The organism is Actinokineospora sp. NPDC004072 (assembly GCF_053604195.1).
In genome coordinates, this window is sequence record NZ_JBSGHB010000007.1 from 290,135 (window position 1) to 315,272 (window position 25,138).

Below are 25,138 nucleotides of genomic sequence, written 5' to 3' on the forward strand. Positions count from 1 at the left end.
CATCACCCCGCTGACGCGGCCCCTCACCGGTCTGCCGCCGCAGCTCCCCATCAGCCTTCCGACAGTGCTCGCTTCCAACCTGTCGACGCGGCTCCCTTTCACCCCGCTGACGCGGCCCGCCCCCGGCCCGCCGCCCCAGCCCCCCACTTCCCCGCCGACGCGGCCACCCCCTTCCCCCCGGCCCCCAACGGCAGCCACCCCAAGACCCCACCCTCGTCTTTCTTCACCCCGATCTCCCAAGCCCCATCCGCCTCCCCCTTCTTCACCCCCGCCACCCACGACAGCGGCCCCGCAACCACCCCCTCAGGCTTCTTCCCCCCGGTCGACCCACCCCCCGACCGCACCCCCTCAGCCTTCTTCGCCCCGGTCGAGCCCCACCACACCCCGTCAGGCCACCCGTCGAGCACCTTCGCTCCGGTCACCCCCGACGACCACCCACCCGGCGCCCGTCCTCCAGCAGCCTCCCGACCGGACCTCACCCCCGTCGACCCTGAGGACCCACAGCCACACCACCCCGGCCCCCGCCGCGCGCCCACCCCGTCGAGCTTCTTCGCTCCGGTCGAGCCCAACCACCGCACCCCCGCAGGCCCACCGTCGAGCCCCTTCGCTCCGGTCGAGCCCGCCTCCAGCCCGTCAGCAAGCTCCCGACCGGACCTCCCCCCTTCCGAACCAGACCGCCCCGCCCGCGCGGCCTCATCGGACTTCTTCGCCCCGGCCGACCCTGCCCAGCCACCCGGCGCCCGAACCCCCACCAACTCCCGCTCCGACTTCTTCACCCCAGTCGAGCCCACCCCCCTCCCCACCCCACCGACCCAAGGCCCAACCCTGTCCCACGCCGACCCTCACCCCTCCCCACCCGACCAGGACGACCAGCCGAACTGGCCCACCGAGTCCCCCTCCCTCCGCTTCCCCCCGCTGGCGGACCCGGACGCCGAGACCACCGCCGTCCTCCCGCCCACCCCCCGCCCCGAGCCCGCCGACCCCACCACCTACACCCCCCGTCGAGCGGCCCCGGACCCCGAACCCGACGAGGACCAGCCCAAGCACGGCAAGCACCGCAAGCACAAGAAGCAGCCCCTCTGGCGCGAGCTGGTCACCCTCGTCGCCGTGGCCCTCCTGCTGACCTTCCTCATCCAGCACTTCGTCGGCCGCGTCTACTCCATCCCCTCCGGCTCGATGGAGCAGACCCTGCACGGCTGCCCGGGCTGCACCGGCGACCGCGTCTTCGTCGACAAGATGATCTACGACTTCCGCGACCCCCTCCCCGGCGACGTCGTCGTCTTCCAGGGCCCGAACTCCTGGACCGGCGAGGAGGTCGACGCGATCGGCGATGAGGACAACCCGATCGTGCGAGGACTGCAGTACCTCGGCTCGCTGATCGGCATCGCGCCGCCCGACGAGCGCGACTTCGTCAAGCGGGTCGTGGCGATCGGCGGCCAGACCGTCGAGTGCTGCGACGACGAGATGCGCGTGCTGGTCGACGGCAAGCCGCTGGACGAGCCCTACATCTACTGGGAGGGCGGCGGCCCCGACGAGCGCCAGCGCTTCGCACCCGTTACGGTGCCGGAGGGAACCCTGTGGGTCATGGGGGACAACCGGGCCAACTCGGCCGACTCGCGCATCCAGGGCGGCGGCGGCATCCGCGGCGTCGTCCCGATCACCAAGGTCATCGGGAAGGTCCGGGCCATCGTCCTGCCGCCGTCGCGCTGGCAGGGCGTCGGCGACCACAACCCGCAGGCGTCCCCGGCGATCGCCGCGCCCGCCTGGCAGCAGGGGCTGCCCGCCGGGCTCGGGTTCGCCGCCGCGTGGCCGCTGCTGTGGCTCGGCCGCCGCGTCAAGAAGTCCCTGACCAGCAGGAAGGCGGATTAGGTGTCGGACGCAACCGGTGCCGGGGAAGACCCAGACCACGGCGCCGAGCAGGTGGATGTCGCCGAGCCGGACGAGAAGGCCAAGAAGAAGCGGCCCTGGTACATCGAGCTGCCGATCCTGATCGGCGTCGCGCTGGTGCTGACCATCCTGATCCAGACGTTCATCGCGCGCGTGTTCGTGATCCCGTCGGAGTCGATGGAGCGGACCCTGCACGGCTGCCCGGGCTGCACCGGCGACCGCGTGCTGGTCGACAAGATCACCTACCTGTTCCGCGAGCCCACCCCCGGTGACGTCGTGGTCTTCGAGCGCCCGGCCACCTGGGACCACTTCGGCGGCGTCACCCGGTCGGACAACCCGGTCGTGGCCTGGTTCCAGGACTTCGGCGCGCAGTTCGGCCTGGCCGAGCCCAGCGAGGACGACGTGGTCAAGCGCGTGATCGCCGTCGGCGGACAGACCGTCGAGTGCTGCGACGAGCGCAACCGCGTGGTGGTCGACGGCAAGCCGCTGGACGAGCCGTACGTCTACCTGCCCGACCCCGGCATGGAGCAGTCGGACTTCGCCCCGATCACCGTCCCCGAGGGGATGCTGTTCGTGATGGGCGACAACCGCAACAACTCCCGCGACTCGCGCTCGCAGGGCGGCGGCGGCCTCAACGGCATGGTCCCGATCGACAACGTCATCGGCAAGGCGCGCACGATCATCCTGCCGCCGTCGCGCTGGCAGGGCGTCGGCGACCACGACCCGCAGGCGCTGTCGGCCCCGGCCTGGCAGGCGGGCATCCCCGCAGGCGTCGGCCTCGCGCTGGCCTTCCCGGTGGTGGCGCTGGGACGCCGCTTGCGCCGGTAGGCCGCGGTGGAGGCGGAGAACGCGCCGGAGGAGCCGGAGGAGCCCCCGGCGAAGAAGAAGCGGCCGTGGTGGGTCGAGCTGCCCCTGCTGCTGGGCATCGCGCTGGCGCTGACGCTGGTCATCCAGACCTTCTTCGCGCGGGTGTTCCTCATCCCGTCGGAGTCGATGGAGAAGACCCTGCACGGCTGCCCGGGCTGCTACGGCGACCGCGTGCTGGTGGACAAGGTCGCCTACTGGTTCGGCGAGCCCACCCCGGGCGAGGTCGTGGTCTTCGAGCGGCCCTCCACCTGGACCTTCGGCTCGCCCGACACGCAGAACTGGTTCGCCGACTGGTGGCAGGACATGTTCGCGCCCTTCGGCCTGGCCTCCTCCGACGAGGACGACGTGGTCAAGCGCGTGATCGCCGTCGGCGGCCAGACGGTGGAGTGCTGCGACGAGCGCAACCGCGTCCTGGTCGACGGCAAGCCGCTGGACGAGCCCTACATCTACTGGGACCCCGACCGCGGCGGCCCCCGGCAGGCCGAGTTCGCCCCGGTGTCGGTGCCCGAGGGCATGCTGTTCGTGATGGGCGACAACCGCAACAACTCCGGTGACTCCCGGGTCCAGGGCGGGGGTGGGAGCAACGGGCTGGTGCCGGTGGACAATGTCATCGGCAAGGCGCGTGCGATCATTCTCCCGCCGTCGCGCTGGCAGGGCATCGGCGACCACAACCCGCAGGCCGCCGCGCTGGTGCCCGCGGGGATGGGGCTGGTGGCCGCCTTGCCGGTGTGGTGGCTGGTCCGCAGGAGAGGAGGGCGAGGGTGACCACGGCGTTCCGCCCGCCGCGCGCCATCCTGCGGCGCGATGCAGGCAACTGGGGGCTGCAAACCGCGCTGCACCGCCGCGGCCTCGGTCCGGTCGCGGGCGTCGACGAGGCGGGCCGGGGCGCGTGCGCCGGGCCGCTGGTGGTCGCCTCCTGCGTGCTGCGGCCGGGCGACGCCGCCCGCCTCGACGGGCTGACGGACTCCAAGCTGATGACCGCCGCCGCGCGCGAGCGGATGTTCAACCTGGTCACCGCCCGTGCCGTCGACTACGCCATCGTCGTCATCCCCACCGCCGAGGTCGACGGGCGCGGGGTGCACGTGGCCAACATCGAGGGCATGCGGCGCGCGGTGGCGCGGCTGTCGGTGCACCCGGGGTACGTGCTGGTCGACGGCTTCCGCGTGCCCGGGCTGACCGCCCCGAGCATGCCGGTGGTCAAGGGCGACCAGGCCGCGGCCTGCGTCGCCGCGGCCTCCGTGCTGGCCAAGGTGACCCGCGACCGGTTCATGGCCGACCTGCACGAGCGCCTGCCCGAGTACCACTTCGACGTGCACAAGGGCTACTGCACGCCGCTGCACACGCGGGCGCTGGACGAGCACGGTCCGACCTCGGAGCACCGGTGGTCGTTCGTCAACGTGGTCAGCGCGGGGCGCAAGCACGGGCTCCGCCCGCCACACCGGGTGGCGCTGAGTGTCGCGGCTGCGGCCGTGGTCCAGAATGGGACGTCGCCGCAGTGAGCGGCGGTCCCGGAGTACGACCAGGAGGGGCGCGCGGCACATGAGCGCGGAGGATCTCGAGAAGTACGAGACCGAGATGGAGCTGCAGCTCTACCGGGAGTACCGCGACATCGTGGGCCAGTTCGCCTACGTCGTGGAGACCGAGCGGCGCTTCTACCTGGCCAACGGCGTGGACGTGCAGGTGCGCGACGCCGACGGCGAGGTCTACTTCGAGGTGCGCATGTCCGACGCCTGGGTGTGGGACATGTACCGGCCCGCGCGCTTCGTCAAGAACGTCCGGGTGATCACGTTCAAGGACGTCAACGTCGAAGAGCTCGACAAGCCCGACCTGCGCCTCCCCGAGGACGGCCCCTTCAACGGCTGAGTTGTCCACAGCCCCGGGAGCACCCCGTGCGCGGGTGCCCCGGGCTTCGGCACGCTCGAAATCAGTGATCCCGCGACGGAGGGAACCTGATGAGGAGCGATCACCACGAACTCGGCGCCGCCGGGGAATCGGTAGCCGCCCGCTACCTGCAACGCATCGGCATGCGCATTCTCGGCCGCAATTGGCGCTGCCCGATCGGCGAACTGGACATCATCGCCGCTGACGGCGCCCAATTGGTCGTCTGCGAGGTCAAGACCCGCCGCTCCACGGCCTACGGCGTCCCAGCCGAATCGGTCGATGCCGCCAAGGCGGGCCGAATCCGCGCGCTGGCCGTGCGCTGGCGCCGAGATCACGGCATACCCCCGTGCCCGATCAGATTCGACATCGTCGCAATCCTGTGGCCGCGCGGCGGCAGGCCCGCCATCCGCCACCTGATCGGGGCGTTCTGATGGGCCTCACCCGAGTCTGGTCGGTCGCCCTGACCGGCGTCGACGGCATCCCGGTCGAGATCGAGGCCGACATCGGCGGCGGCAAACCCCGCACCCAGATCGTCGGCCTGCCCGACGCCGCCCTCAACGAGGCGAAGGACCGCGTCCGCGCCGCCACCCGCAACTCCGGCCTGTTCTGGCCCGACCAGTCCATCACCCTGGCCCTGTCCCCGGCCGCCCTCCCCAAGGGCGGCTCCGGCTACGACCTCGCCTTGGCCGTCGCCGTCCAGATCGCCGACAACCCCACCGGCGCCCGCCCCCTGTCCGACACCGTCTTCATCGGCGAACTGGCCCTGGACGGCCGCCTCCGCGCCGTCCGCGGCATCCTCCCCTGCCTCCTGGCCGCCCGCCGCCACGGCATCACCCGGGCCGTCGTCCCCCGCCCCACCCTCCCCGAAGCCGCCCTGGTCCACGAACTGGAAGTCCTAGGCACCGACCACCTGACCGACACCCTCCGCTGGATACGCGGCGAAGACGACGCGCTGCACGGATTCGTCGCCAGTGCGGAGCCGCAATTGCCGCCTGCGTTGGATCTGGCGGACGTGGTGGGGCAGACGGAAGGCAAGTGGGCGCTGGAGGTCGCCGCGGCAGGCGCGCACAACCTGTTGTTCGTCGGGCCGCCGGGAGCGGGGAAGTCCATGCTCGCCAGGCGTCTGCCGGGAATCCTGCCGCCCCTGACCCGAGAACAGGCGCTGGAGGTGACCGCCGTCCATTCGGTCGTGGGCGCGTTGTCGGCGGACAACCCGCTGATCACGATTCCGCCGTTCATCGCGCCGCACCACACCACCTCCGTCCCCGCGCTCACCGGTGGCGGCGTGGGAATTGCGAAGCCAGGCGCGATGAGCAAGGCCCATCGCGGGGTCCTCTTCCTTGATGAGGTGTGCGAATTCGCGGCCGATCGGTTGGAGTGCCTGCGGACGGCCTTGGAGGAAGGCGAGATCCGCATTGCCCGGCGCGATGGCGTCGTCCGGTATCCCGCCGCGTGCCAACTCGTCATGGCGACCAACCCGTGTCCGTGCGCGCCCGTGAAGGACCGGGACTGCACCTGCACGCCCGTCGCGCGAAGGCGCTACCTCACGAGGTTGTCCGGCCCGCTGCTGGACCGGGTCGACCTCCAGATCCGCATCCCGGCGATCACCAGCATGGTGACCGACGCGGACACGTCGACGGAAACGACCGCAGCGGTGGCGGCCCGGGTGCGTGCGGCACGCGACCGCGCGCAGCATCGCTGGCGGGCCAACGGATGGCAGACCAACGCCGAGGTCCCCGGCCCGGTCCTGCGCCGCGAGTTCGCCCCTCCGCCGGAGGCGATGCTGATCGTGGACCGAGCCCTGGCGCAGGGCGCGGTGACGGCCAGAGGCGCGGACAGATGCGTCCGGGTCGCGTGGACGCTCGCGGACCTAGCCGAAGCCGCGCGGCCGACGGCTGATCACGTCGCCGCGGCGCTGCACTTCCGAGACCGCTTCACCCTGCAGACAACCGGAACCCAAGCCCGCTACGCCAGAACAGGACCGCGACATGGATAACGACCTCCGAACCGCCCGCGCCTACCTCACCCGCGTCGCCGAGCCGCCTGCCCCCGCCTTGGTCGCGTTCGTCGACCGCGTGGGCGCAGTGGCCGCCGCCGAGCGCGTCCGAGCTGGGGACGTGCCGCCCGACGTGGCGGCGGAGACCAGCGCCCGCCGCGAGGACGACAGCGCCCAACGAGACCTCGAAGCCGCCGCCGCAGCAGACGCCCGCCTGGTGGTTCCCGAGGACCCCGAGTGGCCGTCGTGGCCGTTGCTGTCGCTCAGCAACGCGCTCAACCGAGGACTGCGCTGGGCGGCCCCACCGCTCGGGCTGTGGGTCCGCGGAAGTCCCGGCTTGGCGGAGGCCCTCGAACGCTCGGTGGCCATCGTCGGCGCCCGAGCGGCAACGGCCTACGGCGAGCACGTCGCCAGCGACTTCGGCCACGGAGTCGCCCTGGCGGGCATGACGGTGGTGTCCGGCGCTGCGTTCGGGATCGACGCAGCAGCCCACCGCGGTGCCTTGAGCGCGCGCGGCCGGACCATCGCCGTGCTCGGCTGCGGCATCGACCATGCCTACCCGATCGCCCACGCTCGCTTGCTGGAGCACATCGCCGAGCAGGGGCTCATCGTCAGCGAGTACCCACCCGGGGTCCGCGCCGCCAAGCACCGCTTCCTCGTGCGCAACCGCCTGATCGCGGCCCTCACCGCAGGCACGGTCGTCGTGGAAGCGGGCAGGCGCAGCGGCTCACGCAACACCGCCTCCACCGCAGGCGCCCTGGGCAAGCGCGTCCTAGCCGTCCCCGGCCCGGTGACCTCCGCCCAATCCATCGGCTGCCACGCCCTGATCCGCTCCCAATCCGCCGACCTGATCGAATCCCCCGCCGACATCCTCGAAGCCGTAGGCGCAATCGGCGAGTTCACCCCCACCCCGCCCGCCACCCCCAAACGCCCCACCGACGGCCTCGGCCCCGAAGCCCTACGAGTCCACGACGCCCTACACCCCCGAAAGGAACTCCCCGACGCCGCAGTAGCCGCCGAATCCGGCATCCCCCTCCCCAGAACCCGAGCCCTCCTAACCGACCTGGAGATAACCGGCCTAGCCCTCCGCGGCGACACCGGCTGGAGACGCACCTAACCCGCCCCCTCACCACCTCCCACCCAACCCCACCGCGAACACCCACCCACCCCAAACTGGCCGAACTGGCCGGAGTGCCGGAGTGGACCTCAGGGATTCCGCGGGGCTGGCTCGCGAGATGGCGGTGCTGCTCTCGGAGGTGAACGGCACCGCCACCTGCCGGACGTACTAGCGGTCAGGAGCGGCTGACAAGGCCTGCTGGTACGTCTCAACCACCTGCTTCACCGCGTCCGTCAGTCGAAGCAACCGAGGTAGGCCCCGATCTCCCTCACGTCGAGACCGGTTTCCTCCTTAACCTCCCGCACCAAGGCCACGTCGAGCGCCTCCTCCAGATCGACCTTGCCACTGGGCAGCTCATAGATGCCACCCATGAAGTCATCAGCAGGCCGCTTAAGCAGCAGCACAGAGCCCTCGTCAACCACGACACCACCGACGACGAACTGCCGGACGCCATCCGCCTTGGCCTCATCGGTGAGCCGGTCGAGCAACTGCCGGTCAACCACAGGTCAAACTCCTCCAGGTCCCGGTGATATCCACCCATCCTGGCAATCCTCGACGTAGCGCCACACGAAGAGACGACAGTGCGACCTCCCTGGTAGGCAGCCCAACTCGCTGAGCCTCAGGTTCCGGCCCCGGAGTTGCTGCCCCGCGGTCCGCCGCCCCGTGCCGTGGCCCGGTGTGCCGCAACTGCCCCGCCCCCGCGGTCCGCCGCTGCCGTGCCGTGGCTCGGTGTGCCGCTGCTGGCCTTCATAGCCCGCTGCTGCCGCGTGGCGTGTGACGAGTTGAGCGTGGGTGCGTGGGAAGCGTTGACCATGAGCAGGAATGAAGGCGGTCAGCGTGGATCGCGGTCCGGTTTGTCTGAGTCCGGCGGTGTGGGCGTGGCGGTGCTTGACCACGGGGCGTTGGTGGCGCAGCGTCGGAGGGGTGGTGGGTTCTGGGGCGGCGCGGGGGGAGCTTCGCGCGGTGCGGGCTGGTTTGCCGGAGGCGGACCGGCGGGTTGTTGATGAGTTCGAGCGGCACCTGGGGCTGGAGCGGGGGCTCTCCGAGCACACCGTCCGGGCCTACGTCGGCGACGTCGTGTCGATGCTCGGGTTCGCCCAGGAGTCCGGGGTCGGGGTGGCCGGGGTGGATCTCGGGATTCTGCGGGGCTGGCTCGCGCAGCTGCGGGCGGATGGTGCGCAGCGGGCGACGTTGGGGCGGCGGGCCGCCGCGGTGCGGACCTTCACGGCCTGGGCGCACCGGCGGGAGCACCTGGCGGTCGATCCGGGGCTGCGGTTGGTCGCGCCGAAGCGGGAGCGGCGGTTGCCGGTCGTGCTCAGGGAGGACCAGGCGCGGGAGGTGATGGCGGCGTCGGCGGCGGGGGCCGAGCAGCTTGATCCGGTCGCTCTGCGTGACCACGCCATCGTGGAGATGCTGTACGCCACGGGGGTGCGGGTGGCTGAGCTGTGCGGACTCGACATCGACGATGTCGATCGTGCTAAACGGCTGGTCCGGGTGGTCGGGAAGGGCGACAAGGAGCGGGTCGTCCCGTTCGGCGCGCCCGCGGCGGCGGCGGTCGGGCTCTGGCTCGATAAGGGCAGGCAGACCCTTGCCCGGGACTACTCTCCGCCGGCAGTGTGGCTTGGTGCTCGCGGCGGCAGGTTGCAGCCTGCAAGCGTGCGGCGGATCGTGCGGGACGCCGTGGAGGCGGTGTCCGGGGTGCCGGGGGTCGGGCCGCACGGGATGCGGCACTCCGCTGCGACCCACCTGCTGGAGAGGGGAGCTGACCTTCGTAGCGTCCAGGAGTTACTCGGTCACGCTACGCTGTCAACGACCCAGCTTTACACTCACGTGACCGTCGACCGGCTGAAGGCGATCCATGACCGAACCCATCCCCGCTCCCGATGACCCCGGGGAAGGATTGCAGGCCCCGGTGCGCCCGGGGCCGGTGGGTCCGGTGAACGGCTACGCCCACGTCGGCGGCGTGCTCCCCGGCGACCAGCGGACCGCCGACGACGTGGAGGCGGGCATCGTCGCCCTCTGGCGGCAGTACGGCGACCAGCGCCAGCAGGGCCTGCGCGACCGCCTCGTGCTGCACTACGCCCCGCTGGTCAAGTACGTCGCGGGCCGGGTCGGCACCGGCCTCCCCGCGCACGTCGACGTGGCCGACCTGATCCAGTCCGGGATCTTCGGCCTGGTCGACGCGATCGAGAAGTTCGAGCCCGAGCGCGGCCTCAAGTTCGAGACCTACGCCATGCAGCGCATCCGCGGCGCCATCCTCGACGACCTGCGCGCCCAGGACTGGGTGCCGCGCACCGTTCGCGGCCGCGCCCGCGAGATCGAGCGCGCGATGGAGCGCCTCGGCGGCAAGCTCCAGCGCACCCCGACCGACGCCGAGCTCGCCGACGAGCTGGGCCTGACCCTCGCCGAGCTGCGCGAGGTGTACGCCCAGCTGCAGCTCACCAGCGTCGTCGCCCTCGACGAGCTGGCCGCCGCGGGCCGCGGCTCGACCTCCCTTGCCGACATCCTGGAGGACGAGCGCGCCGACGACCCGGTCGCCACCCTGGTCGACCAGGACAACCGCCGCCAGCTCGCCGCCGCGATCGGCAGGCTCTCCGAGCGCGACCGCATCGTCGTCACCCTGTACTACTTCGAGAACCTCACCCTCGCCGAGATCGGCCGCGTCCTGGGCGTCACGGAGTCCCGCGTCTGCCAACTGCACACCCGCGCCGTCCTCCGCCTCCGCGCGAAGCTGATGGAGACCGTCGACGTCTAGCGGTGCGGCAGCAACCGCACGCGCAGCGGGACGAGCAGCCGCAGCGGATCCAGGTACACCCCCTCCCGGCGCAACCCCCAGTGCAGGCACGCGGCCACCGGACACCCCCGATGCCCCGCCACCAGCACCCCCAACCGATCCCCAGCCCGCACCCGCGCCCCCACCACCACGGACGGCGCCACCGGCTCATACGTCGTCCGCAACCCACCCCGATGCGAGACCGACACCACCCCCCGATCCACCACCCACCCCGCGAACACCACCACCCCATCCGCCGCCGCCCGCACGACCGCCCCCGGCGTCGACACCAGGTCAACCCCCCGATGCCCCGCCGCATACGGCCCAGGCGGCGCCTCGAACGGCCGCCCCACAGCAGGCACCGGCTCAACCGGCCACACAAACCGCCCCGGCACATCCCGCGTCCCCGCACTGACCCGCGCCCCACCAGGCACCACGAACAACAGCACCGCCACCGCAACGACGACAGCAACACCCCGCCCCAGCCGAGCGGCCCGGGACAGCCGAGGATGGGGAGGCAAGTGATTGCGGGAGGACAACGGCCCAGATGAACGGGTCCTGGCGGTGGGCCAGGGCACGCGATCAGCCAGGCGCAGGCGAGCGGCCAAGCGCAGGCGAGCGGCCAAGCGCAGGCGAGCGGCCAAGCGCAGGCGAGCGGCTAGGTGCAGGCCGACGGCGTGATGCGGGTGAGCGCTGGCCGGGATACGGGAGTCACCAGGAAGGCGAGCGGGTGCCCGGCACCGGCGGCTGAGGGCGCGGGCGGACGAGCCGGGCGGATGGCAGCCAGTCGGGGAGGCGGATAGACCCCGGGCCCGGGCGGGGACGTGGGTTGGTTGATGGGCGCGGGCGGTCAGAGTGCGGGTTGTCGGGCGGCCGGGGTGGGGACGGCTAGCGCTGGTCGGATGGCGTGATGGGCGGCAGGTGGTGCTGATGGAAGGGAGGTTGGCGCTGGTGGGGGAGGAGGACGGGGCGTGACCTGTGCTGGCGGCGGCGTGGGAACGGGCCCCGGCGGCGGCTTGGGGATGGGGTTCGCTGGCGGTGGGCGTGGGGTGCCCGGCGGTGGGTGAGGGGTGCCCGGCGGTGAGCGAAGGGTTCCCGGCAGTGGAGTGAGGTCGAGGCTCGGTGGTGGCGGAGTGGGAGCGAGGTGCGGCGTTGGTGAAGGGGTGGGGGTGAGACTCGGCCTTGGAGGAGGAGCGGGAGGGGAGCTCGGTGGCGGGGTGGGTACGAGGTGCGGCGGTGGAGGAGTGGGGTCGGGGCGTGGGAGTGGGGTGGGAACGGGAGCTAGCGGCGGTTGCGGCAGGGGGATGGGGCTCGTTGGCGGTGGAGTGGGAAGGGTGCCCCGGGGTAGCGGGCGGCCGGGGCTCGGTGCTGGGGTGCTGGTGGGGGTGTCTGGTGGCGGGGCGGGCGGGAGGTTCGGTGGTGGAGCGTGATGGGGGTTCAGTGGCGGGGTGGGCAGGAGGTTCGGCGGCGGGGTGTGAAGGGGGTTCGGTGGTGGGGTGTGAAGCGGGCCGAGCGGTGGAGTGGGGATGGTGGGCTGGGGTGGCGGGGTAGGGACGCGGCGGCGTGGGGGTGGTGGAGTTGGGGGTGTGCGGGTGGGTGGGAGTCGGGTGTTTGGGCTGGTCAGTGGTCATACGTCCAGCATCCGGACCGGGGTGGGGGTGGTGCCAGGGGTAGTGGGAGGGTGTGGATAACTCGGCTGGTTGGGCGCGGTTCACGGGTGGGGGCGGGGCGGCGTACACTTCTGGGCGCGCCCCAGTCGGGGTGACTTCGCGTGCCGTGCGTTTGCCTCTAGGGGTGCAGGGTGCCTGGGCGGTCCTGCTGGTGGTGACATCGGTGGGTCCGGGTTCCCGCGCGGCGCCAGGGCGGCGGTCCCACCGGGGGCGTCGCGGTAACCGAGTTCGCGCGGCGGGACCAGGGGAAACGGGACCGGCGCGCCCTAGTGAGAGGTGCGATTTCGGCCATGGCCGTCGTCACCATGAAGCAGCTGCTGGATTCCGGCGTGCACTTCGGGCACCAGACCCGTCGCTGGAACCCGAAGATGAAGCGGTACATCCTCACCGACCGCAACGGCATCTACATCATCGATCTGCGCCAGACGCTGACCTACATCGACCGGGCTTTCGAGTTCGTCAAGGAGACCGTCGCCCACGGCGGCAGCATCCTGTTCGTCGGCACCAAGAAGCAGGCGCAGGAGGCGATCGCCAACGAGGCGCGCCGGGTCGGGATGCCGTTCGTCAACCAGCGGTGGCTGGGCGGCATGCTCACCAACTTCTCCACCGTGCACAAGCGCCTCCAGCGGCTCAAGGAGCTGGAGTCGATGGAGCAGACCGGTGGCTTCCAGGGTCTCACCAAGAAGGAGATCCTGATGCTCACCCGCGAGAAGGACAAGCTGGAGCGCACCCTCGGCGGTATCCGCGACATGGCGAAGGTGCCCTCCGCCGTGTGGATCGTGGACACCAAGAAGGAGCACATCGCCGTCGGTGAGGCGCGCAAGCTCAACATCCCGATCGTGGCGATCCTGGACACCAACTGCGACCCGGACGAGGTCGACTACCCGATCCCGGGCAACGACGACGCGATCCGCTCGGCCGCGCTGCTGACCAAGGTCGTCGCCGAGGCCGTGGCCGCCGGTCTGATGGCCCGCTCCGGCGCCCGCAGCAACGGCGCGGAGAAGCCCGAGGTCGCGGGCAGCGAGCCGCTGCCGGAGTGGGAGCAGGAGCTGCTGGCGGGCGCGGAGAGCGCCGCCGAGGCGCCCGCGGCCCCCGCCGAGGGCTGAGCCACCCGGCTGCCCGGGGGCATCAGGCCCCCGGGCGGCCGCCACACGACCACATCAACGCGCGTAAGGAACAACGCACGATGTCGAACTTCACCGCGGCCGACGTGAAGCGGCTCCGGGACATGACCGGCGCAGGCATGATGGACTGCAAGAAGGCGCTCGAGGAGTCCGCGGGCGACTTCGAGAAGGCCGTCGAGCTGCTGCGCATCAAGGGCGCCAAGGACGTGGGCAAGCGCGCCGAGCGGGCCACCGCCCAGGGCCTGGTCGCCGCCGCCGACGGCGTCATGGTCGAGCTGAACTGCGAGACCGACTTCGTCGCCAAGAACGACGAGTTCCAGCAGCTGGCCGCCCGCATCGTCGCGGCCGCCAAGGCCGCCAAGGCCGGTGACCTGGACGTCCTGCTGGCCACCGAGCTCGACGGCGGCACCGTCGGCGACGCCGTGCAGGCGCTCTCGGCCAAGATCGGCGAGAAGCTGGAGCTGCGCCGGGTCGCCGTGTTCGACGGCGCCGTCAGCACCTACCTGCACCGCCGCTCCTCCGACCTGCCCCCCGCCGTGGGCGTGCTGGTCGAGTACACCGGCGACGACGCCGAGGCCGCCCGCGCCGCCGCGATGCAGATCGCCGCGATGCGCCCGCGCTACGTCACCCGCGACGAGGTGCCCGAGGACGTGGTGGCCAACGAGCGCCGCATCGCCGAGGAGACCGCCCGCGAGGAGGGCAAGCCCGAGGCCGCCCTGCCCAAGATCGTCGAGGGCCGGGTGAACGGCTTCTACAAGGACGTCGTCCTGCTGGAGCAGTCCTCGGTGCAGGACTCGAAGAAGACCGTCAAGGCCATCCTCGACGAGGCGGGCGTGACCGTGACCCGGTTCGCCCGGTTCGAGGTCGGCCAGGCCTGAGTCACCGGCCGCGGTTCAGGGTTGTTGTGCCCCGCCCCCGGCGACGCCGCGGGCGGGGCACAGTCACGAAGGAGGGTCGTAGGTGGCGCAGACCGGATTCCGCCGGGTGCTGCTGAAGCTGGGCGGGGAGATGTTCGGCGGCGGCGAGGTCGGTGTCGACCCCGACGTGGTCTACGCCGTGGCCCGCCAGATCGCCGACGTCGTGCGCAGCGGGGTGCAGACCTCCGTGGTCATCGGCGGCGGCAACTTCTTCCGCGGCGCCGAGCTGAGCCAGCGCGGCATGGACCGCGACCGGGCCGACTACATGGCCATGCTCGGCACGGTCATGAACTGCCTGGCGCTGCAGGACTTCCTGGAGAAGGAAGGCATCGACACCCGCGTGCAGACGGCGATCACGATGGGCCAGGTCGCCGAGCCCTACATCCCGCGCCGCGCCGAGCGGCACCTGGAGAAGGGCCGCGTGGTGATCTTCGGCTGCGGGGTCGGCATGCCGTACTTCTCCACCGACACCGCGGCCGCCCAGCGCGCGCTGGAGATCGGCTGCGACGTGGTGCTGATGGCCAAGGCCGTCGACGGGGTCTACGACGCCGACCCGCGCGTCGTGCCCGATGCCAAGATGTTCACCGAGATCACCCACCGCGAGGTCCTCGAACGCGGCCTGAAGGTCGCCGACGCGACCGCGTTCAGCCTGTGCATGGACAACAACATGCCGATCATCGTGTTCAACCTGCTGACCGAGGGCAACATCGCCCGCGCGGTGCGTGGTGAGAGGATCGGCACCGTGGTGAGCACCCCCGCCGCCTGACCCGCCGAGATCACGAGGAGCGCGCCTTGATCGAGGAGACCCTGTTCGACGCCGAGGAGAAGATGGAGAAGGCGGTGACGGTGGCCAAGGACGAGCTGTCCACCATCCGCACCGGCCGGGCCACGCCCGCCATGTTCTCCCGCATCCACCTCGACTACTACGGTTCGCCGACCCCGCTGAACCAGGTGGCCAGCATCTCCATCCCGGAGGCGCGCATGGCCGTCGTCAAGCCCTTCGAGCCCAACCAGCTCAACGCGGTGGAGAAGGCGATCCGCGACTCCGACCTCGGCGTCAACCCCTCCAACGACGGCACGATCATCCGCGTGGTGTTCCCGCAGCTGTCCGAGGAGCGCCGCCGGGAGATGGTCAAGCTGGCCAAGTCCAAGGGCGAGGACGCCAAGATCTCCATCCGCAACGTGCGCCGCAAGGCCAAGGAGGAGCTGGACCGCCTGGTCAAGGACGGCGAGTCCGGTGAGGACGACGTGGTGCGCGCGGAGAAGGAGCTGCAGAACCTGACTGACAAGTACGTCCACTCCGTCGACGAGTTGGTCAAGCACAAGGAAACCGAGCTGCTCGAGGTCTGAGCAGCGGGGGAGAGCGGATTTGACCACGGAAGCGGTGGGCGCCGGGTCGCGGGCCGGGCGCAACCTGCCCGCCGCGATCGCGGTCGGGGTGCTGCTCGGCGGCGGGATCCTGCTGGCGCTGCTGACGGTGCGGCACGTCTTCGTCGGCATCGTCGCCGTCGCGGTGGCGGTGGCGACCTGGGAGCTGGCGGGGGCGTTGCAGCGGGCCGCGGGCATCCGGGTGGCGTTGTGGCCGGTGCTGGCTGGCGGCCAGGCGATGGTGTGGCTGTCGTGGCCGTACGGGCGCGACGGCGTGCTGGCCGCGTTCGTGGTGACGGTACTGGTCGTGCTGCTCTGGCGGCTGTTCCGCGGCGGCGTCGAGGGCTACGTCCGGGACGTGACCGCGTCGGCCTTCACCGCCGCGTACGTGCCGCTGTTCGCCGCCTTCGCCGCGATGCTGGTGCTCCCGGAGGACGGCGCGGCGCGCGTGCTGTGCTTCATGATCCTGGTGGTGTCCTCCGACACCGGCGGCTACATCGCGGGCGTGCTGTTCGGCAGGCACCCGATGTCGCCGACGATCAGCCCCAAGAAGTCCTGGGAGGGCTTCGCCGGGTCGATGGCCGCGGGGGTGGCCGCGGGGGCGCTCAGCGTCCACTTCCTGCTCGACGGGGCCGTCTGGCAGGGCATGCTCTTCGGCGTCGCCCTGGTCGCGGTGGCGACGCTGGGCGACTTGGTCGAGTCGGTGATCAAGCGGGACCTGGGCATCAAGGACATGGGCACGCTGCTGCCCGGCCACGGCGGCCTGATGGACCGGATGGACTCGCTGCTCCCGTCCGCCGTGGTCTCCTGGCTGCTGCTGCAGCTGTTCGTGCCGGTCTAGTCGGCGTAGGGGTCGTCGACCTCCGCGCCGATCTCGCTCTCGTCGGCCTCGATGGTCACCGTCCGGTCCAGCACGCTGAACTCCGCGCCGAGCGGGTCGCGCAGCACGGCCGTGCGCCCGTAGGGGGAGTCGAACGGCGGGATGGCGACCGTCCCGCCGAGGGCCGCGGCCCGCTGGGCCAGCGCGTCCACCCCGATCTCGGGCGCGGCCTCGAAGAAGACCATCCAGTACGGCGGGCGCTCGCGCGGGAACTCCGTGCCCATGCGCAGCCTGCCGAGCACGTCCTCCCCGCTCATCGACCACGTGGTGTAGTCGTAGACCTGACCGTCACCGATCTGGGTGGTCTCGAAGCCGAAGAGGGCGGTGTAGAAGGCGTCGGCGGCGGCGCCGTCCCAGGTGTACAGCTCGGCCCAGGTGAAGGCGCCGGGGAAGCCGCTGCCCAGGTCCCAGCCGCGGTCCTGGCGCCAGAACCCGATCGGGCCGCCGCTGGGGTCCGCGGCCACCAGCAGCCCGCCCTGGCCGGGGATCTCCCGGGGCTCGGCCAGGATCTCCCCGCCCAGCATCCGCACCCGTTCCGCGGTGTTGTGGGTGTCGTGGATCGTGAGGTAGAGGGTCCATTCCCGGGGCTGGTCGCCGACCGGGTGGTACAGGCCCGCCACCGGCACGCCGTCGACGAGCGCGACGCGGTAGCCGTCGTCGCCTATCCGGTACTCCCAGCCCAGCAGCGCGCCGTAGAAGTCGGCGGAGGCCTGCGGGTCGCTGGTGGCGACCTCCACCCAGCACGGCTTGCCTGGGGTGCCCTCGGGTAAGTCCTCCGCAGCGCTGATCGCATCCGTCACCATAGGGTGACATTAACTAGATCGGGTGAACTTCGGGGATTGACGATCTGTGCTTTCCTGGGGGCATGGGCATGGTGGCGCGGGCGCGCGAGCTGGTGTCGGCGCTGCGCGCCCCGCAGGTGGTGCCGAGCCCGAACATCTGGCACTGGCCGCAGGTGTACGAGGCGGAGAACCGCGCGCAGGACGTGCACGGCGCGGTCTGGCGGGTGCTGGAGCCGCTGGCCGACTGGACCGGTGACGTGGTCGACGTCGGCTGCGGCAGCGGCTTCCACCTGCCGCGCTTCGCCGAGCGGGCGCGGTCGGTGGTGGGCGTCGAGCCGCACCCGCCGCTGGTGGAGCAGGCCCGCACCCGGGTTGCGGGACTGCCGGTCGCCGTCCTGCCCGGCTCGGCGCAGGCGCTGCCGCTGGCCGACGCCAGCGCCGATGTCGTGCACGCGCGCACGGCCTACTTCTTCGGCCCGGGCTGCGAGCCGGGCCTGCGCGAGGCCGACCGCGTGCTGCGGCCGGGCGGCGCGCTGGTGATCGTGGACCTCGATGCCGCGCGGGCGCCCTACGGCCGCTGGATGCGCGCCGACCTGCCCACCTACGACGGCGCGGCGGTCGATTCCTTCTTCCAGCGCCAGGGCTTCCAGCGGCACCGGGTGGCGACCACGTGGCGGTTCCCCGACCGCGAGACGCTGGTGTCCGTGCTGCGCATCGAGTTCTCCGCCGCGGTGGCCGCCCGCGCGGCGGCCGAGGTGGACGGTCTGGAGTTCACCGTCGGCTACCGCGTGCTGGCGCGGACCAAGCCCGCGGGCCTGATCACCTAGCGGGGCGTGTCCTCGCCGAGGATCGCGTAGAGCTGGCGGCGGGCCTGGTCGAGCACGTCGATCGCGCGCGACTTCTGCTCCGCGCTGGCCGCCTGGGCCACGCCCATGACCGCCGTCGCCAGCCCGCCCAGCGCCTCCCGCAGGGAGCGGTCGGCCGGGTCGACGCCCGCGGCGGCCTCCTCCCACGGCGGCGTGCCGCCCAGGTCGGCCGCGGCGGCGCGGCCCGCGTCGGTCAGCTCGAACAGGCGCTTGCCGCCGTCGCCGTCGATGCCGCGGACCAGCCCTTCGTCGGCGAGCATCTGCAGCGTCGGGTAGACCGAGCCGGGGGAGGGCTTCCACATGCCGCCGCTGCGGGCGGCGATCTCCTGGATCATCTCGTAGCCGTGCATCGGCCGGTCGGCCAGCAGGGCGAGGACGGCGGCGCGCACGTCACCCCGGCGCTTGCGGCCGTGCGGGCCGCGGTGCCCGCGGCCGAACGGGCCGAACCCGCCGAAGGGCGGGGGGCCGGGCGGCATGGGCGGGACGATCGGGGGGAACGGCGGGGCCATGTGGTCCTCCGGGTCGAAGTGGTCGTGCCGCTGCCAGGGGCCGCGGCGGAAGTGTCCGGTGCGCATTCTTCCTCCTAGATGGGTCGCGTTCGTTCGCGATAGCTCAACGATATATCGGAACCTATCGACGATGCAACGGTGAGTTGGGTCGCCGCGGCGTGGGACAATGGAGCGGCCATGACCTCGCTCCCCCTCGTCTTCGACGCGCCCAAGCGCGGCCTGCCGCCGCGCCACCTCGCCGACCTCTCCACCGCCCAGCGCCGCGACGCCGTCGCCGAGCTGGGGGAGAAGCCGTTCCGGGCCGCGCAGCTGTCCACGCACTACTTCGGCAGGCTGACCGCCGACCCGGCCGCGATGACCGACATCCCGGCCGCCGCGCGCGACCGGCTGGCCACCGCCCTGCTGCCCCCGCTGCTGTCCCCGGTCCGCCATGTGACCTGCGACGACGGCGACACCCGCAAGACGCTCTGGCGCGCCCACGACGGCACGCTGCTGGAGAGCGTCCTGATGCGCTACCACGACCGCACCACGCTGTGCGTGTCGTCGCAGGCGGGCTGCGGGATGGCCTGCCCGTTCTGCGCGACCGGCCAGGGCGGCCTCCAGCGCAACCTGTCGACGGCGGAGATCGTCGACCAGGTCCGCGCCGCCGCAGCCGCCATGCGCGACGGCGAGCTGGGCGAGCCCGGTCGGCTCAGCAACATCGTCTTCATGGGCATGGGCGAACCGCTGGCCAACTACCGCCGCGTCGTCGACGCCGTCCACCGCATCTGCGACCCGTCCCCCGACGGCCTGGGCATCTCCCAGCGCTCGGTCACGGTCTCGACGGTCGGCCTGGTCCCCGCGATCCGCAAGCTGGCCGAGGAGGGCCTCAGCGTCCGGCTGGCGGTCTCCCTCCACACCCCCGACGACGAACTCCGCGACACCCTCGTCCCGGTGAACACCCGCTGGAAGGTCGCCGAGGTCCTCGACGCCGCCCGCCTCTACGCCGACCGCACCGGCAGGCGCGTCTCCATCGAATACGCCCTCATCCGCGACATCAACGACCACCCCTGGCGCGCGGACCTGCTGGGCAAGCTCCTGCGCAAGCACCTGGGCCCGCTCGCCCACGTCAACGTCATCCCCCTGAACCCGACCCCGGGCAGCAAGTGGGACGCCTCCCCGAAACCGGTCGAACGCGAATTCGTCCGCCGCGTGAACGCCGCAGGCGTCTCCTGCACCGTCCGCGACACCCGAGGCCAGGAGATCGCCGCCGCCTGCGGCCAGTTGGCGGCCGAGGGGTAACCGGCGGGTAGCTCATAAAGGTGAGGGTTTCCAGTTTCTTCGGGTAGACGGCCCTTGCGCCTAGGCTTCTGAAGTCACATCACACTCGGGAGCCTGTGTTGATCGGCGAGCATGACTTCGGACCGGTGGTTGTCAGGCAACCAGGGCGAGCACTTCGCGTCGGTTATTTTGACAATGTTGAGCCATTGGCGCGCCGCGGGTTTCGCGCATTTGTCTACTATTTTCCACCGCCGTTTCTGCTGGTTCGCGAGTATCACATGGTGAACTTGGCCTGGCTGTCGCCGGTGGACACGCCAACCCTGTGGAGCAGGCGGGAGAGCCTGCACAGGATCATGTGGGAACAGATCAGCCCGATGACAGCAAGAGATCGGGCAAGGATCCCCTACAAGCGGCTGTACGGATACTCGCAGGAGCTCTCCGTCGTCGAAGGGCTCCTGTCGGATCGCATGCTCGAAGCGCTGCGGAACGAGGGTGTCGGGAGGCGGGTCTTCATCTCCTACTCGCCGGCGGACAAGCAGGCTGCGATCTCGCTCTCGGTCGACCTGGCCGGTCGCGGGCATCGGCCCTGGCTGGATGAGTGGCAGATCAGGGCAGGCGAAACGATACCGGTGAAGATCGCGCAGGAGTTCCTCCTCGTCCTCCTCAGCCCGCGGTCGGTTGAGTCTGGCTGGGTGGAGCGGGAGTGGCTGGCGAAGTACTGCGCCGAGGTCACTGAAGGCAGGGTCACCGTCATCCCGGTCCTGCTGGAGCAGTGCCGAGTGCCCACGCTCCTGCGGACGAAGAAGTACGCGGACCTGCGGTCTGACTACCAGGCCGGGTTGACCGAGATCCTGGAAGCGCTGGCCGCCTACTCCGTTCAGTCCAACTGACCCCGTGGCGGCGCGGCCGTCCGGCAGCGGTGAGGGGGTTTATACCGAGTTATACTCGGTGGCATGAAGACGGCGATCTCGGTTCCCGATGACACGTTCGCCGAGGTGGAGGACAAGGTTCGACGCCTGGGGCTTACGCGGTCGGAGTTTTATGTGCGGGCGGCCAGGCACTACCTGGCTCATCTGGAAGAGCAATCCCTGACCAGCGAGATCGACGCTGCGCTCGAACTCGCTGGTGACGACGATTCAGGCGCGCTCGCCGTCGCGGCGGGTAGGCGGGTCGTCGTGGATGGGGAGTGGTGATCGAGCGGGGTGGGGTGCACTGGGCTGATCTGGGGGAGGCGGACGGGTCGCGGCCTGCGAAGCGGCGGCCGGTGTTGGTGGTCCAGGCGGATCCCTACAACCGCAGCAGGCTCGCCACCGTGCTCGTCGCCGTCATCACCTCGAACACCAAGCTCGCCACCGCGCCCGGGAACGTGTTCCTCTCCGCGGCGGCGACGGGCCTGCCAAAGGACTCCGTGGTGAACGTGACCGCGCTGGTCACCTTGAACAAGACCGACCTGGCCGAGGCCGTCGCCGCGCTCCCGCCGAGCCTCATGCGCGAGGTCGACGCCGGGTTGCGGCGGGTGCTCGGCCTGCCGGGGTGACTAGCGGCGCCAGGACGTGCGGCGCTTGTGGATCAGCCAGGCGACGCCGCCGAGCAGCGTGAGGCCGACGCCGATGAGCCAGAGGTTCTCCGTCCAGCCCGAGTGGTTGCCGATCAGCATGGCGAACATCGCCAGGCCGACGAAGATGCCCGCGACCGGCGTGCCGACGCGGAATTCGCCGTGCCAGCCCCACTCCGCCGACGGCTCGTCAGCCGGGCTCACCGTGTGGCCGGAGGCGGCGGTCGACTTCCGCTTCTCCAGTGCGGTGCTTCCCACGGTGGGGCCTCCTGAGTCTGTCCGGTTCCGATCGCCGACATAGTGGCACACCGGGCGCGGCGGGGGTCGCCGCGCCCGGTGTGAGTCCGGTCGCGCGTCAGGTTCGGGCTCGGTTGCCGACGACCACGCGGTAGATGGCCAGCAGGATCAGGGCGCCGCCGATGGCGAGCAGCCAGGTGCCGATGTCGAAGAACTCCCCGATTCCGCGGCCGAAGATCGCGCTGCCGATGAAACCGCCGAGGATGGCGCCGACGATGCCGATCAGGATCGTGATGATGATGCCGCCCGGGTCCCTGCCAGGCATGATCGCCTTGGCGATGAGGCCGGCCAGCAAGCCGAGAACGATCCAGCCGAGAATGCCCATCGGTACTCCTTCCAGGTGCGCCTCCGCAATGCGGCGACGCTTTGCTCCTGTCCGCTAAGTGCCCTCTTCTCGGGTCGTTCAATCACCGTTCCGGTGGATTGCGCCGAACGGTCGTATGACGGCTGCCACGCCCCGGTGGGCGGACGGGCCGCCCGGGTCGGGGACAATGGCGGTGATGACTGCGCAGCGCTCACTCCTCGTGCTCGGCTCCACCGGGTCCATCGGCACCCAGGCCCTCGACGTGGTGGCCGCCAACCGCGACCGCTTCCGCGTCGTCGGGCTGGCCGGGGGCGGGGGCAACCGCGCGCTGCTGGCCGAGCAGGCCGCCGCGCACGACGTGCCCTTCGTGGCCGTGCCCGAGGGCGATGTCCCGGGCACCGACGCCAAGGTCTTCAGCGGCCCGACGGCGGTGTCCGACCTCATCGAGGCCGCGGGCGCCGACGTCGTGCTCAACGGCATCACCGGCTCGGTGGGCCTGCCCGCCACGCTCAAGGCGCTGGAGGTCGGGGCGACGCTGGCCCTGGCCAACAAGGAGTCGCTGATCGCGGGCGGCCCGCTGGTGCTGGCCGCGGCCCGGCCCGGCCAGCTCGTCCCGGTGGACTCCGAGCACTCGGCGATGGCCCAGGCGCTGCGCGGGGGCAAGGCGGACGAGGTCGACCGGCTCATCCTGACCGCGTCCGGCGGCCCGTTCCGCGGCCGCACCCGCGCCGAGCTGGCCGCGGTCACCGCAGAGCAGGCGATGGCGCACCCGACCTGGGCGATGGGCCCGGTCATCACCATCAACTCCGCGACCCTGGTCAACAAGGCGCTGGAGCTGATGGAGGCGCACCTGCTGTTCGGCGTGCCCTACGACCGCATCGACGTCGTCGTCCACCCGCAGTCGATAGTTCACTCGATGGTGTCATTCGTCGACGGCTCGACCCTGGCCCAGGCCAGCCCGCCGGACATGCGCCTGCCCATCGCGCTGGCCCTGGCCTGGCCCGACCGGGTGCCCGGCGCGGCCCGCCCGTGCGACTGGGGCGCCCCCGCCACCTGGACCTTCGAGCCGGTCGACGACGAGACCTTCCCCGCCATCCGGCTCGCCCGCGCCGCAGGCGCGACCGGCGGCTGCCTGCCCGCGATCTACAACGCGGCGAACGAGGAGGCCGTGGCCGCCTTCCGCGAAGGCCACGCCGCCTTCACAGACATTGTGGACACTGTCGGCAGGGTGCTCGACGCCGCGCACGGTTGGACCGCCGCGCCGCGCGACGTCGCGGACGTGCTCGCCGCGCAGGACTGGGCGCGCTCGCGGGCGCGCGAGCTGCTGGGCGCCCCTGCCGACCAGGGAAGGAACCGACCGTGATCGTGTGGCTGCTCGGCCTCGTCCTCTTCGCGCTGGGCATCTGCGTGTCCATCGCGCTGCACGAGGCCGGGCACATGCTCACCGCCAAGGCCTTCGGCATGAAGGTGCGGCGCTACTTCATCGGCTTCGGCCCGAAGGTCTTCTCCTTCCGCCGCGGCGAGACCGAGTACGGCCTCAAGGCCATCCCCGCTGGCGGCTTCTGCGACATCGCGGGCATGACCGCGCTGGACCCGGTCACCCCGGACGAGGCACCGCGCGCGATGTGGAAGTACCCGGTGTGGAAGCGCGTCGTCGTGCTGTCGGCGGGCTCCATCACGCACTTCATCCTGGGCTTCCTCATCCTGCTGACGATGGCGCTCACGATGGGCCTGCCCAACTGGGAGGGCCGGGCCATCGTCGGCGGCACCGCGTGCGCCGCGCCCAGCCAGGACCCGGTGACCCAGGAGCTGACCCCCTGCGGCCCGGACGCCGCCGCCCCAGCGGCCGCGGCGGGCATCCAGGAGGACGACGAGGTCCTGGCCGTCGACGGCGTGGCCGTGACCGGCTGGCGCGACCTCGTGGAGCGCGTGCGCGGCCTCAGCGGCCCGCACGAGTTCCTCATCGAGCGCGACGGCGACCAGCGGACCGTCACCGTCGACATCGCCAGCGTGCAGCGCCTGGCGCTGGGCTCGGAGCCGGGCAAGCCGGGCACGCTGGAGACCGTCGGCGCCATCGGCGTCGCCCAGAGCCCGACCGTCGAGTACGGCCTGGGCGCCGGGGTGGGCGCGACCATCGACTTCACCGGTCAGATGTTCGCCCGCACCTGGGAAGGGCTGATGAAGTTCCCGGAGAAGATCCCCGCGGTCATCCGGGCCATCGGCGGCGAGGACGACCCGGAGCGCCCGGTCAGCGTGGTCGGCGCGAGCATCATCGGCGCCGACGCCGCCGAGCAGGGGATCTGGGAGATCTTCGTGCTCATGCTCGCCGCGCTGAACTTCTTCGTCGGCGTGTTCAACCTGCTGCCGCTGCTCCCGCTCGACGGCGGCCACATCGCCGTGACGCTCTACGAGAAGGTCCGCGACGCCCTGCGCCGGATGCGCGGGAAGGCCCCGGGGGGCCCGGTGGACTACAACAAGCTCGCGGGGGTGACGATGGTGCTGGTCTTCATCGGCGGTGCGATCGTCCTGCTCACCGTGACCGCGGACATCGTCAACCCCATCCGACTACCTGACTGAGAGGCACAGTGTCCAACGACGTGCTGCTAGGTATGCCCGCCCTCCCGCCGCCCGTGCTCGCCGAGCGGCGGAAGACCCGGCAGCTGCAGGTCGGTTCCGTGGGGGTGGGCAGCGACTTCCCCATCTCCGTGCAGTCGATGACCACCACGCTGACCGCCGATGTCAACGCCACCTTGCAGCAGATCGCCGAGCTGACCGCCGCTGGCTGTGACATCGTGCGGGTGGCGTGCCCCTCCCAGGACGACGCTGAGGCGTTGCCCGCGATCGCGCGGAAGTCGCAGATTCCGGTGATCGCCGACATCCACTTCCAGCCCCGCTACGTCTTCGCCGCGATCGAGGCCGGGTGCGCGGCGGTGCGGGTCAACCCCGGCAACATCAAGAAGTTCGACGACAAGGTCAAGGAGATCGCCGCGGCCGCACGCGACCACGGCACCCCCATCCGCATCGGCGTCAACGCCGGATCGTTGGACCCCCGGCTGCTGGCCAAGCACGGCAAGGCCACCCCCGA

At 71.5% G+C, this 25,138-nt stretch carries 29 protein-coding genes; 23 read left to right on the forward strand and 6 right to left on the reverse strand.

The window, feature by feature from the left end; translation table 11 throughout:
- Positions 1 to 915 precede the first annotated feature (915 nt).
- The 8 genes from lepB (ACWEPX_RS13695) (at position 916) to dprA (ending at position 7,748) form a co-directional block, all read left to right on the forward strand.
- Positions 916 to 1,869, forward strand: coding sequence for a signal peptidase I (lepB, locus tag ACWEPX_RS13695; RefSeq protein WP_451897499.1), 954 nt, complete (start codon positions 916 to 918; stop codon positions 1,867 to 1,869).
- 51 nt (positions 1,870 to 1,920) lie between these two features.
- A complete protein-coding gene (gene lepB, locus ACWEPX_RS13700) occupies positions 1,921 to 2,715 on the forward strand; it encodes a signal peptidase I (protein ID WP_451897500.1) in 795 nt (264 codons plus the stop codon).
- A gap of 6 nt (positions 2,716 to 2,721) precedes the next feature.
- Positions 2,722 to 3,519: a signal peptidase I gene (gene lepB, locus ACWEPX_RS13705; protein WP_451897461.1), complete on the forward strand. Its 798-nt coding sequence runs from the start codon at positions 2,722 to 2,724 to the stop codon at positions 3,517 to 3,519.
- Positions 3,516 to 4,253, forward strand: a complete 738-nt coding sequence (locus tag ACWEPX_RS13710; protein WP_451897462.1) for a ribonuclease HII — start codon at positions 3,516 to 3,518, stop codon at positions 4,251 to 4,253. The genes lepB (ACWEPX_RS13705) and ACWEPX_RS13710 overlap by 4 nt, the downstream gene beginning before the upstream one ends.
- Positions 4,254 to 4,293: 40 nt before the next feature.
- Positions 4,294 to 4,617: a DUF2469 domain-containing protein gene (locus ACWEPX_RS13715; protein WP_451897463.1), complete on the forward strand. Its 324-nt coding sequence runs from the start codon at positions 4,294 to 4,296 to the stop codon at positions 4,615 to 4,617.
- Positions 4,618 to 4,706: 89 nt separating this feature from the next.
- A complete protein-coding gene (locus tag ACWEPX_RS13720) occupies positions 4,707 to 5,066 on the forward strand; it encodes a YraN family protein (RefSeq protein WP_451897464.1) in 360 nt (119 codons plus the stop codon).
- Positions 5,066 to 6,631, forward strand: coding sequence for a YifB family Mg chelatase-like AAA ATPase (locus tag ACWEPX_RS13725; protein ID WP_451897465.1), 1,566 nt, complete (start codon positions 5,066 to 5,068; stop codon positions 6,629 to 6,631). Before ACWEPX_RS13720 ends, ACWEPX_RS13725 begins: the two co-directional genes overlap by 1 nt.
- Entirely contained in the window at positions 6,624 to 7,748 is a 1,125-nt protein-coding gene (dprA, locus tag ACWEPX_RS13730; RefSeq protein WP_451897466.1) for a DNA-processing protein DprA, read from the forward strand. The genes ACWEPX_RS13725 and dprA overlap by 8 nt, the downstream gene beginning before the upstream one ends.
- Positions 7,749 to 7,981: 233 nt before the next feature.
- Here dprA and ACWEPX_RS13735 read toward each other — a convergent pair whose 3' ends face one another.
- Positions 7,982 to 8,251 carry an NUDIX domain-containing protein gene (locus ACWEPX_RS13735; protein ID WP_451897467.1) on the reverse strand — a complete coding sequence of 90 codons (270 nt, stop codon included), beginning with the start codon at positions 8,249 to 8,251 and terminating at the stop codon, positions 7,982 to 7,984.
- Between the two features lie 460 nt (positions 8,252 to 8,711).
- Between ACWEPX_RS13735 and ACWEPX_RS13740 the strand changes: the two genes are divergently transcribed.
- Positions 8,712 to 9,635, forward strand: coding sequence for a tyrosine recombinase XerC (locus ACWEPX_RS13740; protein ID WP_451897468.1), 924 nt, complete (start codon positions 8,712 to 8,714; stop codon positions 9,633 to 9,635).
- Positions 9,607 to 10,503: a FliA/WhiG family RNA polymerase sigma factor gene (locus ACWEPX_RS13745; RefSeq protein ID WP_451897469.1), complete on the forward strand. Its 897-nt coding sequence runs from the start codon at positions 9,607 to 9,609 to the stop codon at positions 10,501 to 10,503. Before ACWEPX_RS13740 ends, ACWEPX_RS13745 begins: the two co-directional genes overlap by 29 nt.
- Here ACWEPX_RS13745 and ACWEPX_RS13750 read toward each other — a convergent pair.
- The gene (locus tag ACWEPX_RS13750) at positions 10,500 to 12,152 is read right to left on the reverse strand and encodes a peptidoglycan DD-metalloendopeptidase family protein (protein WP_451897470.1); all 1,653 of its coding nucleotides are present in this window, start codon (positions 12,150 to 12,152) and stop codon (positions 10,500 to 10,502) included. The two genes, ACWEPX_RS13745 and ACWEPX_RS13750, sit on opposite strands and share 4 nt — an antisense overlap.
- 329 nt (positions 12,153 to 12,481) lie before the next feature.
- Here ACWEPX_RS13750 and rpsB point away from each other — a divergent pair, with 329 nt between their 5' ends.
- The 5 genes from rpsB to ACWEPX_RS13775 all read left to right on the forward strand — a co-directional run bounded on the left by rpsB (position 12,482) and on the right by ACWEPX_RS13775 (position 16,441).
- A complete protein-coding gene (gene rpsB, locus ACWEPX_RS13755) occupies positions 12,482 to 13,297 on the forward strand; it encodes a 30S ribosomal protein S2 (protein ID WP_451897471.1) in 816 nt (271 codons plus the stop codon).
- 80 nt (positions 13,298 to 13,377) lie between these two features.
- Entirely contained in the window at positions 13,378 to 14,193 is an 816-nt protein-coding gene (tsf, locus tag ACWEPX_RS13760) for a translation elongation factor Ts (RefSeq protein ID WP_451897472.1), read from the forward strand.
- A gap of 82 nt (positions 14,194 to 14,275) precedes the next feature.
- Positions 14,276 to 14,998, forward strand: a complete 723-nt coding sequence (gene pyrH / locus ACWEPX_RS13765) for a UMP kinase (protein WP_451897473.1) — start codon at positions 14,276 to 14,278, stop codon at positions 14,996 to 14,998.
- Positions 14,999 to 15,024: 26 nt separating this feature from the next.
- Entirely contained in the window at positions 15,025 to 15,582 is a 558-nt protein-coding gene (gene frr / locus ACWEPX_RS13770; protein ID WP_451897474.1) for a ribosome recycling factor, read from the forward strand.
- A gap of 19 nt (positions 15,583 to 15,601) precedes the next feature.
- A complete protein-coding gene (locus ACWEPX_RS13775; RefSeq protein WP_451897475.1) occupies positions 15,602 to 16,441 on the forward strand; it encodes a phosphatidate cytidylyltransferase in 840 nt (279 codons plus the stop codon).
- Here ACWEPX_RS13775 and ACWEPX_RS13780 read toward each other — a convergent pair.
- On the reverse strand, positions 16,438 to 17,283 hold the full coding sequence (locus tag ACWEPX_RS13780; RefSeq protein ID WP_451897476.1) for a VOC family protein: 846 nt from the start codon (positions 17,281 to 17,283) through the stop codon (positions 16,438 to 16,440). The genes ACWEPX_RS13775 and ACWEPX_RS13780 overlap by 4 nt on opposite strands.
- A gap of 62 nt (positions 17,284 to 17,345) precedes the next feature.
- On the opposite strand from ACWEPX_RS13780, the gene ACWEPX_RS13785 reads away from it, so the two are divergent.
- The gene (locus tag ACWEPX_RS13785) at positions 17,346 to 18,089 is read left to right on the forward strand and encodes a class I SAM-dependent methyltransferase (protein ID WP_451897477.1); all 744 of its coding nucleotides are present in this window, start codon (positions 17,346 to 17,348) and stop codon (positions 18,087 to 18,089) included.
- On the opposite strand, the gene ACWEPX_RS13790 is transcribed toward ACWEPX_RS13785, so the two are convergent.
- Entirely contained in the window at positions 18,086 to 18,703 is a 618-nt protein-coding gene (locus tag ACWEPX_RS13790) for a PadR family transcriptional regulator (protein ID WP_451897478.1), read from the reverse strand. The two genes, ACWEPX_RS13785 and ACWEPX_RS13790, sit on opposite strands and share 4 nt — an antisense overlap.
- A gap of 111 nt (positions 18,704 to 18,814) precedes the next feature.
- On the opposite strand from ACWEPX_RS13790, the gene rlmN reads away from it, so the two are divergent.
- The 4 genes from rlmN to ACWEPX_RS13810 all read left to right on the forward strand — a co-directional run bounded on the left by rlmN (position 18,815) and on the right by ACWEPX_RS13810 (position 21,434).
- Complete coding sequence (gene rlmN / locus ACWEPX_RS13795) at positions 18,815 to 19,918, forward strand: 23S rRNA (adenine(2503)-C(2))-methyltransferase RlmN (RefSeq protein WP_451897479.1); 1,104 nt, start codon at positions 18,815 to 18,817, stop codon at positions 19,916 to 19,918.
- Between the two features lie 95 nt (positions 19,919 to 20,013).
- Entirely contained in the window at positions 20,014 to 20,787 is a 774-nt protein-coding gene (locus tag ACWEPX_RS13800; protein WP_451897480.1) for a toll/interleukin-1 receptor domain-containing protein, read from the forward strand.
- A gap of 63 nt (positions 20,788 to 20,850) precedes the next feature.
- Complete coding sequence (locus ACWEPX_RS13805) at positions 20,851 to 21,090, forward strand: CopG family transcriptional regulator (RefSeq protein ID WP_451897481.1); 240 nt, start codon at positions 20,851 to 20,853, stop codon at positions 21,088 to 21,090.
- The gene (locus ACWEPX_RS13810; RefSeq protein WP_451897482.1) at positions 21,087 to 21,434 is read left to right on the forward strand and encodes a type II toxin-antitoxin system PemK/MazF family toxin; all 348 of its coding nucleotides are present in this window, start codon (positions 21,087 to 21,089) and stop codon (positions 21,432 to 21,434) included. The genes ACWEPX_RS13805 and ACWEPX_RS13810 overlap by 4 nt, the downstream gene beginning before the upstream one ends.
- Here ACWEPX_RS13810 and ACWEPX_RS13815 read toward each other — a convergent pair whose 3' ends face one another.
- Together ACWEPX_RS13815 and ACWEPX_RS13820 are read right to left on the reverse strand one after the other, a co-directional pair.
- Positions 21,435 to 21,710 (reverse strand): DUF2631 domain-containing protein, encoded by a 276-nt coding sequence (locus ACWEPX_RS13815; RefSeq protein WP_451897483.1) that lies wholly within the window; start codon positions 21,708 to 21,710, stop codon positions 21,435 to 21,437.
- Positions 21,711 to 21,807: 97 nt separating this feature from the next.
- Entirely contained in the window at positions 21,808 to 22,074 is a 267-nt protein-coding gene (locus ACWEPX_RS13820; RefSeq protein WP_451897484.1) for a GlsB/YeaQ/YmgE family stress response membrane protein, read from the reverse strand.
- 175 nt (positions 22,075 to 22,249) lie between these two features.
- On the opposite strand from ACWEPX_RS13820, the gene dxr reads away from it, so the two are divergent.
- From dxr to ACWEPX_RS13835, 3 genes are all read left to right on the forward strand, one after another.
- On the forward strand, positions 22,250 to 23,416 hold the full coding sequence (gene dxr / locus ACWEPX_RS13825; protein WP_451897485.1) for a 1-deoxy-D-xylulose-5-phosphate reductoisomerase: 1,167 nt from the start codon (positions 22,250 to 22,252) through the stop codon (positions 23,414 to 23,416).
- Positions 23,413 to 24,630 (forward strand): M50 family metallopeptidase, encoded by a 1,218-nt coding sequence (locus ACWEPX_RS13830; RefSeq protein WP_451897486.1) that lies wholly within the window; start codon positions 23,413 to 23,415, stop codon positions 24,628 to 24,630. Before dxr ends, ACWEPX_RS13830 begins: the two co-directional genes overlap by 4 nt.
- Positions 24,631 to 24,662: 32 nt before the next feature.
- Positions 24,663 to 25,138: flavodoxin-dependent (E)-4-hydroxy-3-methylbut-2-enyl-diphosphate synthase (locus ACWEPX_RS13835; protein ID WP_451897501.1), on the forward strand; the 476-nt coding region annotated here is incomplete at its 3' end.